The 14,508-nt window shown below is 45.0% G+C and carries 13 protein-coding genes; 1 reads left to right on the top strand and 12 read right to left on the bottom strand.

Features of this window, described 5'->3' with window-relative positions; translation table 11 throughout:
* Nucleotides 1–2: 2 nt before the first annotated feature.
* The 12 genes from smc to HMPREF0556_RS11080 all read right to left on the bottom strand — a co-directional run bounded on the left by smc (nucleotide 3) and on the right by HMPREF0556_RS11080 (nucleotide 13,987).
* On the bottom strand, nucleotides 3–3,560 hold the full coding sequence (gene smc, locus HMPREF0556_RS11135; protein WP_003758651.1) for a chromosome segregation protein SMC: 3,558 nt from the start codon (nucleotides 3,558–3,560) through the stop codon (nucleotides 3–5).
* A gap of 25 nt (nucleotides 3,561–3,585) precedes the next feature.
* Complete coding sequence (gene rnc, locus HMPREF0556_RS11130; protein ID WP_003758648.1) at nucleotides 3,586–4,278, bottom strand: ribonuclease III; 693 nt, start codon at nucleotides 4,276–4,278, stop codon at nucleotides 3,586–3,588.
* Nucleotides 4,279–4,467: 189 nt separating this feature from the next.
* A complete protein-coding gene (locus HMPREF0556_RS11125) occupies nucleotides 4,468–4,701 on the bottom strand; it encodes an acyl carrier protein (RefSeq protein ID WP_036107204.1) in 234 nt (77 codons plus the stop codon).
* Nucleotides 4,702–4,776: 75 nt separating this feature from the next.
* Entirely contained in the window at nucleotides 4,777–5,523 is a 747-nt protein-coding gene (fabG, locus tag HMPREF0556_RS11120; protein ID WP_003758645.1) for a 3-oxoacyl-[acyl-carrier-protein] reductase, read from the bottom strand.
* A gap of 6 nt (nucleotides 5,524–5,529) precedes the next feature.
* Nucleotides 5,530–6,471, bottom strand: a complete 942-nt coding sequence (gene fabD / locus HMPREF0556_RS11115; protein WP_003758644.1) for an ACP S-malonyltransferase — start codon at nucleotides 6,469–6,471, stop codon at nucleotides 5,530–5,532.
* Complete coding sequence (gene plsX, locus HMPREF0556_RS11110) at nucleotides 6,464–7,477, bottom strand: phosphate acyltransferase PlsX (RefSeq protein WP_036106919.1); 1,014 nt, start codon at nucleotides 7,475–7,477, stop codon at nucleotides 6,464–6,466. Before plsX ends, fabD begins: the two co-directional genes overlap by 8 nt.
* Before the next feature lie 5 nt (nucleotides 7,478–7,482).
* Nucleotides 7,483–8,064, bottom strand: a complete 582-nt coding sequence (fapR, locus tag HMPREF0556_RS11105; protein WP_040486783.1) for a transcription factor FapR — start codon at nucleotides 8,062–8,064, stop codon at nucleotides 7,483–7,485.
* A 192-nt stretch (nucleotides 8,065–8,256) separates the two neighbouring features.
* Nucleotides 8,257–10,329, bottom strand: coding sequence for an ATP-dependent DNA helicase RecG (gene recG, locus HMPREF0556_RS11100; RefSeq protein WP_241762108.1), 2,073 nt, complete (start codon nucleotides 10,327–10,329; stop codon nucleotides 8,257–8,259).
* Complete coding sequence (sdaAA, locus tag HMPREF0556_RS11095) at nucleotides 10,289–11,188, bottom strand: L-serine ammonia-lyase, iron-sulfur-dependent, subunit alpha (protein ID WP_003758635.1); 900 nt, start codon at nucleotides 11,186–11,188, stop codon at nucleotides 10,289–10,291. Before sdaAA ends, recG begins: the two co-directional genes overlap by 41 nt.
* Nucleotides 11,189–11,260: 72 nt before the next feature.
* Nucleotides 11,261–11,923, bottom strand: coding sequence for an L-serine ammonia-lyase, iron-sulfur-dependent subunit beta (gene sdaAB, locus HMPREF0556_RS11090; RefSeq protein WP_003758633.1), 663 nt, complete (start codon nucleotides 11,921–11,923; stop codon nucleotides 11,261–11,263).
* Nucleotides 11,924–11,949: 26 nt separating this feature from the next.
* On the bottom strand, nucleotides 11,950–13,608 hold the full coding sequence (locus HMPREF0556_RS11085) for a DAK2 domain-containing protein (protein WP_003758631.1): 1,659 nt from the start codon (nucleotides 13,606–13,608) through the stop codon (nucleotides 11,950–11,952).
* Between the two features lie 16 nt (nucleotides 13,609–13,624).
* Entirely contained in the window at nucleotides 13,625–13,987 is a 363-nt protein-coding gene (locus tag HMPREF0556_RS11080; RefSeq protein ID WP_003758629.1) for an Asp23/Gls24 family envelope stress response protein, read from the bottom strand.
* A 248-nt stretch (nucleotides 13,988–14,235) separates the two neighbouring features.
* On the opposite strand from HMPREF0556_RS11080, the gene rpmB reads away from it, so the two are divergent.
* Entirely contained in the window at nucleotides 14,236–14,424 is a 189-nt protein-coding gene (gene rpmB / locus HMPREF0556_RS11075) for a 50S ribosomal protein L28 (RefSeq protein ID WP_003758626.1), read from the top strand.
* Nucleotides 14,425–14,508: the final 84 nt, after the last annotated feature.

Genomic DNA, 14,508 nt, shown 5'->3' with positions numbered 1-14,508 from the left:
CTTTATTTCACAAGTTCTTCGGTTTCTTCTAAACGGACGGATACTAGTTTGGAGACGCCGGATTCCTGCATGGTCACACCGTACAGAACATCTGCTTCTTCCATGGTTCCTTTCCGGTGCGTAATGACGATAAACTGGGTGTCTGATTCAAACTGTTTGATATAGCGGCTGAAACGGATGACATTTGCCTCATCCAGTGCTGCTTCGACTTCATCGAGGATACAAAATGGCACTGGGCGGACACGAATGATCGCAAACAATAACGCGATGGCTGTAAGTGCCCGTTCGCCGCCGGAACGCAAGCTGAGGTTCTGCAGTTTCTTACCTGGTGGTTGAACGATGATGTCGATACCTGTTGTAAGCAGGTTTTCCGGTTCGGTAAGAACGAGTTTTGCCTCGCCGCCGCCGAATAATTCTGGAAAGACGATCGCGAATTCTGTTTGGATCGCTTCAAAACTGGCTTCAAAACGAATCTTCATTTCCTCGTCCATTTCACCCATCACATCAAATAGGGTTTCTTTGGCTGCTAGCAGATCTTCTTGCTGACCATTCAAGAATTGGAAGCGTTCCTCGATACGTTCAAATTCTTCGATCGCACCGAGATTGACAACGCCGAGTTCATCGATCGAACGTTTGAGCAAACGGACCTTGGAGCGCAACTGTTCCTGATCGACATCTGGCAAAATGTTTTCCTTTGCTTGCTCGAAATCAAGTTCATATGCTTCCTGTAGGCGGTTGATACGGCTTTGCATGTCGACTTCATAGCGACTGATCGCTACTTCGGCTTTATTGCGCTGTTCGCTGTAATACTGTGATTGCTCATTTTTCTGCTGCAACGTTTCTTCTTGCTTGGTCAAACTTTCTTGCAAGGCGATCCGCTTTTCGCGAAGCTGTTTCGCAGCTGTTTCACAGGTCGCCTTATCTGTCCGCGTTTGCTCGATCAGCTGCGTATATTCTTCTTCCGTCCTTGATTCGCTACGAATGGTTTGGATGCTTTCCAAGCGGTCTTCTGCGGCTTGCTTTTGCTGATATAACTCATTTAATTGATCTGTCAGCCGAGCTTCTTCGGTGCTTGTGTAGCCTAATTCTACTTTTTGAGCGGTGATCGTTTCTTTGAGATCAGCTAGCAAATGTAGGACTTCCGTGCGCTTGCTGTCTTGGATCTTGCTGTCTGCGAGCATCGTTTCGATCGCTTCGTTCATTTCAATGAGTAAGCGTTCGTTTGTTGCTTCTTCAGTCAGCAGCGCTTGTTTGCGTGCTTCGAGTTCATTTTTCTCTTTGAGATTGTCTGCTTTTTCATAATCATAGATTTTCAATTGGTGATTTTGGCGTTCTAGATTCTCTCTGCCACTGGAAAATTTACTGGTCCATTCTTGTTCTTGGATACGGAGTTTTTCCCCGGTGGAACGGATTTCTTCCAGCTGTTCGCGTTTGGTTTGGACATTTACCTTGCCTGCTGCGACGCTTGATTCAAATTGACTCGTTTGCTGCTGAAGGCTCTTTAACTGACTTTCCAGCTGCTCCAATTCATTTTTGCGTGTCAAGATCGAGGAGCGGCCTTTCGTTGTTGCTCCACCAGTCATCGAACCGCCTGCATTCACGACATCGCCGGCCAGTGAGACGATCCGGTAGCGATAATGTACGAGTTTTGCTAATTCATTGGCGCCCTTTAAATCTTTTGCTAAGATCGTTGTGCCTAGCGCGTTTTGAATAACCGGAGCGAGTGAAGGATCATGCGTGACGATCTGGCTGGCTACTGCTTCGAACGCTGGGTTCGCTTCTAATTGTTTCAGCGTCCCAGCTGGAAGTTCACGTGGCTGGATCGTTGTCAGCGGCAAGAATGTAGCGCGACCGGCACGTTTGGTTTTTAAATATTGGATTGCTTCGCGGGCAGCGCGTTCATCTTTTGTGACAATATGTTGGGCATTATTGTTCAAAGCGATTTCCATCGCGGTCTGATAATGTTCTGGGATCGTGACCAGTTCGACTAATGCACCAATGATGCCTGGTATTTCTGTTTTTGCTTTTAATACTTCGCGGACCCCTTGAAAAAAACCGGCATAGTCATCTGCGAGTTCCGCAAGTGTTTCTTTGCGTGCCTTGACCTGTTCGATAGCTTGGTAGTGCTTATAAAGGGCGCCCTCTTCTTGCGCAAGGCTTTGTTCAGCTGCTGTCAGTTCTTTTTTATTTGTTTCGTAGGTCGTCAGTTGTTCTTCTAGCTGCTTTCGAATCGATGCAAGCGTATTTTCCGTTGCTTCGATTTCTTCTTGTCTGGCGATCCGTTCTTTGCTGCTGTCGCCGTTTTCTTGTTCTAAGCGTGTTAACCTGGCATCGATCTGTTTCAATTGACGGTCGATATAGCCAACATCATTATGGATCGTCGTTTGGCGGTGTTTCAGTTCAATGTAGTCACTCTTTTTGTTTTCGATCGTATCTTCGGTGATATTATCAAGTTCTGCCAAATTGCGTTCGTACGCCTTCCGCTGCCGGTCAGCCAATTCCAGTTTCGTTTCTTTTTCCAATTTTTCTTCGAGCAACTGTTTGCGCTCTGCTTCTAACTGGGTGATTTTAGCTGTTGTCGCAGTGAGTGTTTCTTGGTGCGTTTGTTCCGTTTCACTGCTGTGCTTTTTCCGTTCCAGTTGCAGGTTGCGCTCGCCTTCAAGCTTTTCGAGAGACTGCGCTAGTTGCAACAGTTTCTGCTGATTGGCATCGATTTTTTCGTCTAGTTCGGTTAAAGATCGTTTTTGTTCCGTTACGTGCTGTTCTTCTTCACGGATCTTTTCGCGCAACTTGAAAAGAGCTTGGCTGTTGGCTGCGAAATCATCGCGTTCTTTTTCCAATTTCGTTTCTAAGCCGCCGATCTCAGTTGCTAGTAAGGAAACTTCATATTTTTCAAGTTCCTCTTTTTGAAAGAGATAGTCTTTCGCGATCGATGCTTGCATTTCAAGCGGTTCGAGTTGTCCTTCTAATTCATATAAGATATCTTGGACGCGATTTAAGTTTTCTTCTGTCTCTGTCAGCTTTTGTTCTGCTTGTTTCTTTCGTTGTTTATATTTTAATACGCCGGCAGCTTCTTCAAAGATCGTCCGTCGCTCTTCGGGTTTGCTGTTTAGGATCTCGTCGATCTTTCCTTGTGAAATGATCGAGAAGGACTCTCTGCCGAGGCCGGAATCCATGAAAAGTTCCACGATGTCTTTCAAACGGCATTGTTCATGATTGATGAGAAATTCGCTGTCGCCGTTTCGATAGATTCGTCTGGTGATGGCAATCTCCGAATAATCTAAAGGCAGGAAATGGTCTTCGTTTTCTAAAACCAAAGACACTTCTGCGAAATTGATTGGTTTGCGCGAATCACTTCCAGCAAAAATAACATCTCCCATGCGCCCTCCACGAAGGCTTTTGGCAGACTGCTCTCCCAGTACCCAGCGAATCGCTTCGGTGATATTGCTTTTCCCGCTTCCGTTTGGTCCTACGACGGCTGTCATGCCGGGAACAAAGTCCACGGTTACTTTATCTGCAAATGATTTGAAACCATTCATCTCTAATTTTTTGAGTAACAAGGCGGATACCTCCTTTGCCTGCCTTTTATTTACGGTGTAGTAATTTATTGATTGCTTCTTTTGCTGCGTTTTGTTCCGCTTGTTTTTTCGTTCTGCCTTCGCCTCTGCCAAGCATTTGGCCATTGACGACGACTTGTGCTTCGAAGGCTTTGCTGTGGGCAGGACCACTTTCCTCTAAAATATCATATTGGATCAGAACGTCGCGGTCACGCTGGACGATTTCTTGCAGTTGCGTTTTATGATCGACGGTTTCCAAAAAAGCGCCGGTATCGATTTTTGGAAAGATGACTCTTTCCAAGAAGCGGATGACATTTTTGAGCCCATTGTCTAAATAGAGCGCACCGATAAATGATTCAAACACATCGGCAAGTAATGCTGGACGTGTTCTCCCTCCCGCTTTTTCTTCGCCATTTCCTAAACGGATGTACTTGGAAAAATGAATATTTTCCGCAAACTCGACTAGTGAGGGTTCACAGACGATCGCGGCACGCATTTTAGTCAGTTGTCCTTCTGCGAGATTGGGGTATTTTTGAAATAGGTAATCGGAGACCGTAAGTTCCAAAACCGCATCTCCTAAAAATTCCAAGCGTTCGTTATCATTTAGCTTTTCCTTGCGATGTTCGTTCACATATGAAGAATGTGTGAATGCTTCTTGCAAAAGACCCACGTTTTCAAAAGTGAATCCTACGCTTTCTTGTAATTCTTCCCATTTGTCCATGTTAGCTGCTCCTCTCTTCTCTGCAAGTTTATTTTCTAAAGAGCCGATCTATTTAAAAGCTGCTTAGAAAATAAACTTCACTTTAGAGTGAAAAAGAGGCTGTCTTTCTGCTCCGCTTCATGCGCAGATAAACTACGCAAGCGCATGTCAAGCAAAGAGACACCCTCATTTATTCTTTCACATAAAGTTTTATGCGTTCTGCTCTATGTACTTCACTGCATCACCGACTGTAGCGATTTCAGCAGCGTCGTCATCAGAGATTTCAACTCCAAATTCATCTTCAAGTTCCATAACAAGTTCAACAACGTCTAGAGAATCTGCACCTAGATCGTCTTTGAAGGAAGCTTCCAAAGTTACTTTAGATTCTTCGACACCCAAACGGTCTACGATGATTTTCGTAACTTTTTCTAATACTTCTGCCATTTCCACTTCACCTCCCTCCAAGTATTATATAAGATAATCATGCCGCCGTAAACACTAATCGTAAAATAAAATCGATTAGTTCATTACCATGCCGCCGTCAATGGCGATCGTTTGGCCTGTAATATAGGCAGAGGCGTCGCTTGCAAGGAATAAAACAGCATTTGCCACATCATCTGTTGTCCCGTATTTGCCTAGCGGAATTTGGCTGAGCATCATTTCTTTTGTCTGTTCGTCTAGTTCGTCTGTCATTTCTGTCGTGATAAATCCAGGTGCGACAGCGTTGACGTTGATACCGCGTGCTGCAAGTTCGCGTGCACTCGTTTTGGTCAGGCCGATAACACCTGCTTTACTAGCAACATAGTTTGCTTGACCCGCATTTCCGATCAAACCAACGACAGAAGCGATATTGATGATCTTGCCATAACGCTGCTTCATCATGGTACGGCTAACTGCCTTCGTCGTCAAGAAAGTACCCTTGAGATTCGTCGCGATCACATCATCCCATTCATTTTCTTTCATACGCATCAGTAAGTTATCCCGAGTGATCCCTGCATTATTGACTAAGATATCGATTCTGCCAAACCGCTCTACGGCTTGTTTGAAGAGCGCTGTTACTTCTTCTGAATCTGCGATATTTGCTTTCATTGCTTCTACTTCCACGCCGATCTCCGTGATCTTAGCAGCTGTTTCTTTTGCTGCATCTGGACTGCCGTTATAGTTAAAAAAGATGTTCGCGCCGGCTTCGGCAAGTTTGATCGCGATCTCTCTGCCGATCCCGCGTGAAGCTCCTGTTACTACTGCTACTTTTCCAGTTAAATCCATTACGTCTTATTCCCCCTTCAATGTCTCAATGACTGTGTCTACGGATGCTACATCTCCCGCTGATAAAACGGTCACGCCTCTGTCGATCTTTTTGATCAAGCCGGCCAATACTTTCCCAGCTCCGATTTCCACAAACGTATCTACACCTTGGTCGATCAAATAACGAACGGTGTCTTCCCATAATACTGGTGAATAGATCTGCTCGATCAGATTCTTGGCAACCGTATCGCTAGAAGTCGTTGCTTCTGCATTACTATTAGCAACAACTGGGATCGCTCCGTCTTGGATCGTCACTTCTTGGAGTACTGGTACGAAGGCTTCAGAAGCTGGTTTCATCAAAGTAGAGTGGAACGGTCCACTTACTGCAAGCGGCATGGCACGTTTTGCGCCTTTTTCTTTTGCGAGTTCTGATGCTTTTTCTACTCCAGCTACAGAACCAGAAATAACGATTTGTCCTGGACAGTTTAAATTCGCAAGCTGCACGTCATCGCCGCCAGCTGTAACTTCCTCTGTCACGCTAGTTAACGTTTCCCGGTCTAATCCCAAAATCGCTGCCATGGCACCTTGTCCGTTCGGAACGGCTGCTTCCATCAATTGACCGCGTTTATTTACCAAATAGATAGCGTCTTCTGCTTTCAAATAGCCGCCAGCCACTAATGCGCTGTATTCGCCTAGACTGTGGCCTGCCACGTAATCCGCTTTGATCGCATGTGCTTCTAAGACACGTAGGATCGCCGTGCTATTTGTAACTAATGCCGGTTGCGCGTTTTCTGATTTTGTCAATTTTTCTATCGGTCCTTCTTGGATCAGCTCGGAAAGCGAAAAGCCGAGGCGTTTGTCTGCAGCTTCAAAAATGGCTGCTGCTTCTGGATATTTCTCCGCAACATCAAGTCCCATCCCGATTTTTTGCGAGCCTTGACCTGGAAATACAAAGGCGATCTTAGTCATTGTTCTTTATTCCTCCTACATCGATTTTATGGATTTCTGCTTTGATTGTTTCTACGATTTGTTTTTCGACCATATCGCGCACTTGACGGATCGTTGTGAAGATTCCTTTTGCGTTTGTCGCACCGTGTGCTTTTACCACTGGCGCTTGGATACCGAATAGACAGGCACCACCGTATTCACTATAATCCATTTTAGCACGAAGGCCATAAAGATCTTTGCGTAAAAAACTGGCAGCGAGCTTGTTTTTGATTCCGTTGTTCAAGCTCATTTTCAGCATGCTCATGACCGAAGAGGCAGTTCCTTCTACGGTTTTCAGTACCATATTACCGGTGAAACCATCTGCTACGACGATATCTGCCACATCCATCAAGAGATCGCGTGCTTCGACATTGCCGATAAAGTTATACGCGTTTTGATTTTTCATATATTGGAAAGCCGTTTTTGTCAGTTCATTTCCTTTTGTTTCTTCTGTTCCGATATTGAGCAGACCGACCCGCGGGTTTTCGATCTTGCGTACTTTTTCTGCATACACGGAACCCATCAGACCAAATTGCAGCAAATGCTCTGGTTTTGCTTCTGCATTGGCACCGGCATCCAGTAATACGAATCCTTTACCAGTGATAGTCGGTAAAGTCGGTGCAAGTGCAGGACGATCAATGCCTTTGATCCGGCCGATGATAAACAATCCGGTCGACATCAATGCTCCGGTGTTGCCGGCAGAAATACAGGCATCGGCTTCGTTGTTTTTAACCGCTTGAGCAGCTAAAACCATTGATGCTTTCTTTTTTCGTTTTACTGCACGGACAGGTTCGTCATCACTTTCGATTTTTTCGTCCGTATGTACAATGGTGATCCTAGTTTTGTCCGTTAGATATTCATTGATCTGTGCTTCGTCCCCATAGAGGATGTATTCTACATCTTTAAACTGAGCGGCAGCTTTCATCACACCTAACACAATTTCTTTAGGTGCGTGATCCCCGCCCATCGCATCGATTGCTATTTTCATATTCGTCATTCCTTTTTACTTTTTTCTGTAGCATGATACATTTCAAATTTACCTTTTAAAACGATTTCGTCACCGACATAGCTGTTGATATCAACGATCGTGATCGAGCGGTTATTTGTAGTCGGTCGCACTTTTGCTTTGGCTACCACTCGTTCGCCTTCATAAACGGAACGCACGAAACGAATCGTTGCTTGCGTGGTGAGGGCAAGCTTATTTGGGATGACAGCAGTTGCTAAGGAGTTGGCTTGGGCAAACAAATGATGTCCACGGGCTATTTTGTTGCGTTTAAAGACGTGTTCCGGTGTGACATCAAAAATCGAGATCGCACTGCGATTCAATTCAATGTCAATGATCTCGCCGATGATTTCATCAATCGGCAGACTTTTTACTGCATCTACATAGTTTTCACTTGCTACTTCCTTGATACGCTCCCGAAGTTCGGGTATCGCTAAAGCTACTCGGTCCAGTCTGATCGTCTGCACACTGACTTGAAATTTTTTGGCAAGTTGTTCATCCGTAATAAAAGGATTGTCTTTAATTGCTTCTCGTAATTTAGATTGTCTTTCCTGTTTGGAATATTTTTTCATTGCCATTCCTCATCTCGTTTTTTCGGTATGGGGTTTTAATACCTGCTACTAAATAGGATTGCAAAAAATGGGACAACTCTCTGAAAAAGAATAGTAGTCCCGAGCTTCATGCACACAAGCATTACGCTATAATGGTATAAAAAAACAAGTCGATATGCAAGTGTTTTATTTAAATAGCGATAAATACAGCGCTTAGTCCAGCTTCTGTGATTCAAATACACCTTCTGCTTGTAGTTGGGCGTAAAGCGCTTGATAGGCTGGATTTTCAGTAAGGTTTTCTGTAAAGATCAGTTCCGCTGCATCTTGACGAGCGATTTCTAGGACGCGGTAATCATGTACCATATCTGCGACTTGAAATTCCGGCACACCGCTTTGCTTACTTCCAAAAAATTCACCGGGGCCACGCAGTTCCAAATCACGTTCGCTGACAACGAAGCCATCATTCGTCTCCGTCATGATACTCATACGTTCCTTTCCGACCTCTGTTTTCGGATTGGCGATCAAGATACAGTATGATTGTTCGCTGCCTCGGCCAACCCGGCCACGCAACTGATGAAGCTGCGCTAAGCCAAACCGGTCCGCGTCATAGATGACCATCATCGTTGCATTGGGAACGTTGACGCCTACTTCCACGACAGTAGTCGAAACTAAGCAATCGAGATTATTTTCATTAAAATCACGCATGATGTCTTCTTTTTCTGCAGGAAGTAGTTTCCCATGCATCAGTCCAACTTTGTGACGGCCATGCCATTTTTGTTCTAAGATATTGTATACGTCGATCGCATTCTGGACGTCTAATTTCTCCGATTCTTCGATCAGCGGACAAATAATATAAACTTGTCTGCCTTTTTGGATCTCTTTTTCCATAAAGCCGATCACGCGATCCAACATCTCATGTTTGACCCAAAAGGTTTCGATCGCTTTTCGTCCAGCTGGCAGTTCGTCGATAATCGAAACGTCCATTTCGCCAAATGCCGTGATCGCCAAGGTTCTTGGGATCGGTGTCGCGGTCATAAACAGCACATCCGGATATTCGCCTTTTTCGCGCAGCACTCTTCGCTGTTTGACTCCGAAGCGATGCTGTTCATCCGTGATCACAAGTCCCAGTTTGGAAAAAACGACTTCTTCTTGGATCAACGCATGGGTGCCGACTACGACATCAATTGCACCGTCTTCGAGCAACTGCAATAACTCGCGCCGTTTTTTCCCTTTCACACTGCTTGTTAAAAGGGCTACGGTGATATCTAGTGGCTGCAAGAGTTCCACTAGAGAATTCGCATGCTGCTCTGCCAAAATCTCTGTCGGTACCATCAAGGCGGCTTGAAAACCGCTTTGAACAGCCGCATACATGGCAATTGAGGCAACGACGGTTTTCCCGGAGCCTACATCTCCTTGCAGCAGCCGGTTCATGTGGAAATGGGATTTCATATCGCCACAGATCTCATTGACAACTCGTTTTTGGGCGGAAGTTAGTGGAAATGGCAGGCCTTCGATATAATGGCGCAGTTTTTCTACGTCATAGTCGATCGAGATCCCCCCGGATTTTTCTCTTTCCAGCTTGCGGAAAAACTGCATTTTCAGTTGAAAGAGAAGAAACTCTTCATAAACAAAACGTCGGCGTGCTTGCTTGAGCGCATCCTCACTTTTCGGGAAGTGCATCGTAGCCAGCGCTTCCTGCCTGCCGATCAGCTGATATTTCTCCAGCCATTTTGGAGGAATGATCTCTTCAATATCTTGGAGATATAAGTCTAAGGCTTGTTTGACATATTTCTGGATCGTTTTATTGCGGATCGTGCCCTTTAATCGATAGACGCCTTCAAGTTCTTGTTCTTCTTGAAGTTCGCCTTTTTTCAATTTGCTACCGGTGATTTGAGCACGTGCCTTGTTCCATTTTCCTGAAACGGTAACGGTCTCCCCGACCACGATATTGTTTTTCAAATAGGGCTGGTTGAAAAAATCGACTTTCACGACTTGTTCGTGATCCGAGATCCGAAAAGAGAGTTTTGATTTTTTTCTGCCGTAAAAGGCGATCGTTGCCTCAGTCAGGACTTCGCCTTGGATCGTGATTCGCTCTTCATCTGCAACATCCATCAGATCTTTTAAGCGATAGTCTTCATAGCGATGCGGGAAGTTCCACAGCAAATCAGCTATCGTGTCAATCGCCAATTCATGAAAATGCTTTGCTGTTTCTTCGCCGACTCCTTTTAACGCGGAAAGTGGCAGCTTAGATAGATTCGTCACTGGTATTCTCCGGTGATAGGCCAAAGATCCGTTGTTGGATCGCTCTGCCTGTTGGTGTAGCTGCGAGTCCGCCTTCTGCTGTTTCCCGAAGCGAGCCTGGTATTTGGAGTCCGACACGATACATCGCTTCAATAACTTCATCACATGGGATTCTGCTGGTTACTCCTGCTAGCGCCATATCGGCTGAAATGATCGCTTGTGAGGCACCTAGCGCATTACGTTTGATGCAGGGAACTTCGACAAGACCTGCTACTGGATCGCACACAAGACCAAGCATATTTTTCATCGTGATCGCCATCGCGTGCGCTGATTGTTCCGGCGTTCCGCCCGCCGCTGCTACAACTGCTGCTGAAGCCATTGCACTTGCTGATCCGATCTCTGCTTGACACCCGCCTGCTGCCCCACTGATAAACGCATTGTTGGCAACCACATAACCGAATGCACCAGCTGTAAATAGAAAATCGACCATATCGGCTTTGGAGAGGCCGAGCTTATCTCTTACAGCGAATAGCACACCTGGAACGACACCAGCGCTTCCTGCTGTTGGTGTGGCGCAAATGATTCCCATAGCAGCATTCACTTCATTCGTCGCGACCGCTTTTGCCACTGCATCCAATAAAACGGGGCCAGATAAAAAGTTGCCTTTTTCGATATATGCTTTTATCAATGTAGCATCTCCGCCCGTTAATCCTGTGGTGGATGTTACTCCTGCTTCCCCATTTTCGATGGCTTGTTCCATCACTTCTAAATTATGTTCCATGGCTTGGACGATTTCCTCGCGTGGTGTGCCGGCAATCGACATTTCCCGGCGAATCATCAGTTCCGCAATGGTAATATTTTCTTTCGTGGCAATCTCCACTAGTTCTGCGACTGTTCGAAACATTCTATCACTCTCTTTCCTTCACATCTTTACAGGAAGAAACTTATCACATGCGAGTGATAAGTTTCTGAATGTTCATATGATGATGCTGGCTACCTGATAAATACCAGCTAATGCTGCGATCTGATCTAGTACTTCCTTACTTGCTGTCTGGTCTACTTCGATGACCATAAGTGCCTCGTCGCCTTTTACTTTGCGTGAGACTTTCATTTGACCGATATTGATTTGATTATCGGCAATGATACGGGAAACAGCGGCAATGGCGCCGTATTTATCTTGATGCAAGATCACGATCGCCGGTGCGGTCCCGGTGAATTCCAACTCAAATTCATTCAAGCGGACGATCTCGACTTTGCCACCGCCGATCGAAGCTCCCACTAATGTCATTTGCTGCATCCCGTTTTTCAAAACTAATTTGACTGTGTTCGGATGCGGTGGTTCTTCTTGCTCTTCAATAAATTGGATATGGATACCGGCATCAAGTGCCAGTTGTTTGGATACTTTTAGCTGTGGATCGTCCGGAGCTAGTTCAAGCAGTCCGCCGATCAATGCCACATCGGTGCCGTGCCCTTTATAGGTCTTGGCAAAAGAGCCGTATAAATGGATATCTACTTGCGAAGGCTGGTCGCCGAAAATACTTCTAGCGATCGATCCGATTTTGTTTGCCCCTGCTGTATGGGAACTGGATGGTCCTACCATAACTGGACCAATGATATCAAAAACACTATTATATTTCACGTTTACCGACTTCCTTCCGCCTTTTTTTATTCGACCGAGAACAAGAACGGATAGACAGGCTGACCGCCTTGATGGATCTCCAACTCGATATCCTCGTCTGTTTCTTCTAAATATGCGGCGATCGCATCGATATTAGTCTGTTCGACATTCTCGCCGACTAATACTGTAACAATCTCTACATCTTCGTCCAGCATAGCTGCTAATGTATCGATCGCTGTTTTTTCTAACGACGGCGTGCTGACTACGATCTTACTTTCAACAAGTCCAATAAAGTCATTTTTCTTGATAGCAACACCATCGATCGCCGTATCGCGGACCGCTGTTGTTACTTGACCGCTTTTCACTTCTTGACTCGCTTCTTTCATTGCTACTTCATTTGTTTCCAAGCTCTCATCTTCTTGGAAAGCAAGCAGTGCCGCCAGTCCTTGTGGGATCGATCTAGTCGGGATCACTTTTACTTTATCGTTGCCTGCTACTTCTGCAGCTTGTTCGGCAGCCATTTGGATATTTTTATTATTTGGAAGTACAAACACATACTCGGCATTTACTTGTTCGATCGCCTTTGTGATGTCTGCTGTACTAGGATTCATTGTTTGTCCGCCGGAAAGCACATATGTCGTGCCCATGCTTTTAAACAGTTCCTCAATACCACTTCCGGCAGAAATACTAATAATACCGTACTTCACAGTTGGCGTGGCGGATGCAGCTTCTTCGCCCACAATCGCTTGGTGCTGTTCCCGCATATTTTCGATCTTGATTTTAAGTAGCGTTCCGTATTGTTCGCCATAATTCAAGACTTCTCCAGGATGTTCGGCATGGACGTGGACTTTGACGATCTCCTCATCCGCTGCTACAAGTAAGGAATCACCCATTTCACTTAGATCTTGGCGGAATGCACCTTCGTCAAATGCTTTTTTCGTTGCTGGCTGATCTTTGATCTGTACGATCATTTCGGTACAGTAGCCGAATTCGATCTCACTTGTATCCATAAAATCTTGGACATGCCGATGATGTTCGGCGTTCACCAATTCCTTCATCGAATCGATCGCTTTTGATTCTGGAATCACTTCACCGGTAAGAATGCTCAAAAAGCCTTCATAAATAAACATCAGCCCTTGACCGCCACTGTCTACTACGCCCACTTCTTTCAGGACAGGTAATTGCTCTGGCGTATGTTCGAGCGCGATTTGGCCTTTTTCGACCACAGCACGCATTACTTTTTCAACATCATTTTCCGCTTTCGCTGCTTCCATTCCTGCTTTGGCTGCTTCGCGTGCCACTGTTAAAATGGTTCCCTCTACGGGTTTCATTACTGCTTTATAAGCCGTTTCTACGCCACGCGCAAAAGCGGCTGCAAATGTTTCTGCATCTAATTCTGTCTTTGTTTCGATGGCTTTTGCAAAACCGCGGAATAATTGAGAGAGAATAACACCAGAGTTCCCTCTTGCTCCCATCAATAATCCCTTTGCTAAACTTGCTCCTACACTACTTACAGTAGAATGGCTCGTTTTCGCAACTTCTGCCGCCCCGCTACTCATTGAAAGATTCATATTGGTTCCTGTATCGCCATCCGGCACTGGAAAAACATTCAGCGAATCTACAAATTCTGCTTGTTTTGCTAAGTTTTCAGCACCAAGCGCTATCATTGCTGCCAATTTTTCTGCATCGATCTGTTTCGTTCCCACTAGATAGTGTCCTCCCTTATAATTCCTTGGTTACGCGCACACCCTGCACATAGATATTGACGGATTCAACATGAATCCCAAGTGTTTTCTCTAATGTATATTTGACACGTTCTTGCACGGTATGAGCTACCTCAGAGATTTTTGTACCGAAGCTGACGATAATGTACATATCGATATGCAGTCCTTCTTCTTGTCTGACAATTATTCCTTTGGTGTAGTTTTCTCTACGCAAGATATCTGTTAAGCCATCGCGGATCTGATGTCTGCTTGCCATCCCGACGATCCCAAAATTTTCTTCTGCAGCGCCGCCGGCAATGGCCGCGATCACTTCATTTGTTATGTCTACTTTTCCTAGATTTGTTTCATATTCTAAGGCCACATTAATTCCTCCAAATTAGCATAATTATACGGAACGATTTCGTCTCCACTCTATTTTACTATAATCATTTATCAATGGAAAGCATAGGCAAAAACTTCTCTTCTGTCAAGTAAAATTTCTTTGCACCTTTTTCGCATAAACACTTGCAATGTTGTAATCGGTATGGTAAATTATTCTAGTGTATGAAAACATCAAACGTTTTTAATTTATGATAAAACGTCAAAGTGACTCTGTAAGGAGGGGTAATAATGGCTAAAGAATGTGTCATCACAGGTCGTCGATCACGCTCTGGTAACAAACGTTCTCACGCAATGAACTATAGCAAACGTACTTGGAAAGCTAACCTGCAAAAGGTCCGGATCCTAGTAAACGGTAAACCGAAAAAAGTTTGGGTTTCCGCTCGTGCGCTTAAATCTGGTAAAGTGGAACGTGTTTAATCGTATATAAGCGATCATGTTTCTCTAGATAATAGAGAAATCCGGCTGCAAGGAAGTAGTTACCGCTACTTTCCTTGCAGCTTT

The sequence above is a fragment of the Listeria grayi DSM 20601 genome, assembly GCF_000148995.1.
Lineage (GTDB): Bacteria > Bacillota > Bacilli > Lactobacillales > Listeriaceae > Listeria > Listeria grayi.
The sequence above is the reverse complement of the archived record's forward strand: the minus strand, read 5'-3'. Positions and strand labels throughout refer to the sequence as shown.

What these genes read in the sequence shown, in the direction of transcription:
- fabG (WP_003758645.1), bottom strand. Translation starts at nt 5,523, where the DNA reads ATGGATTTAACTGGAAAAGTAGCAGTAGTAACAGGAGCTTCACGCGGG.
- fapR (WP_040486783.1), bottom strand. Translation starts at nt 8,064, where the DNA reads ATGAAAAAATATTCCAAACAGGAAAGACAATCTAAATTACGAGAAGCA.
- plsX (WP_036106919.1), bottom strand. Translation starts at nt 7,477, where the DNA reads ATGAAAATAGCAATCGATGCGATGGGCGGGGATCACGCACCTAAAGAA.
- fabD (WP_003758644.1), bottom strand. Translation starts at nt 6,471, where the DNA reads ATGACTAAGATCGCCTTTGTATTTCCAGGTCAAGGCTCGCAAAAAATC.
- rnc (WP_003758648.1), bottom strand. Translation starts at nt 4,278, where the DNA reads ATGGACAAATGGGAAGAATTACAAGAAAGCGTAGGATTCACTTTTGAA.
- rpmB (WP_003758626.1), top strand. Translation starts at nt 14,236, where the DNA reads ATGGCTAAAGAATGTGTCATCACAGGTCGTCGATCACGCTCTGGTAAC.
- HMPREF0556_RS11125 (WP_036107204.1), bottom strand. Translation starts at nt 4,701, where the DNA reads ATGGCAGAAGTATTAGAAAAAGTTACGAAAATCATCGTAGACCGTTTG.
- sdaAA (WP_003758635.1), bottom strand. Translation starts at nt 11,188, where the DNA reads ATGTTTCGAACAGTCGCAGAACTAGTGGAGATTGCCACGAAAGAAAAT.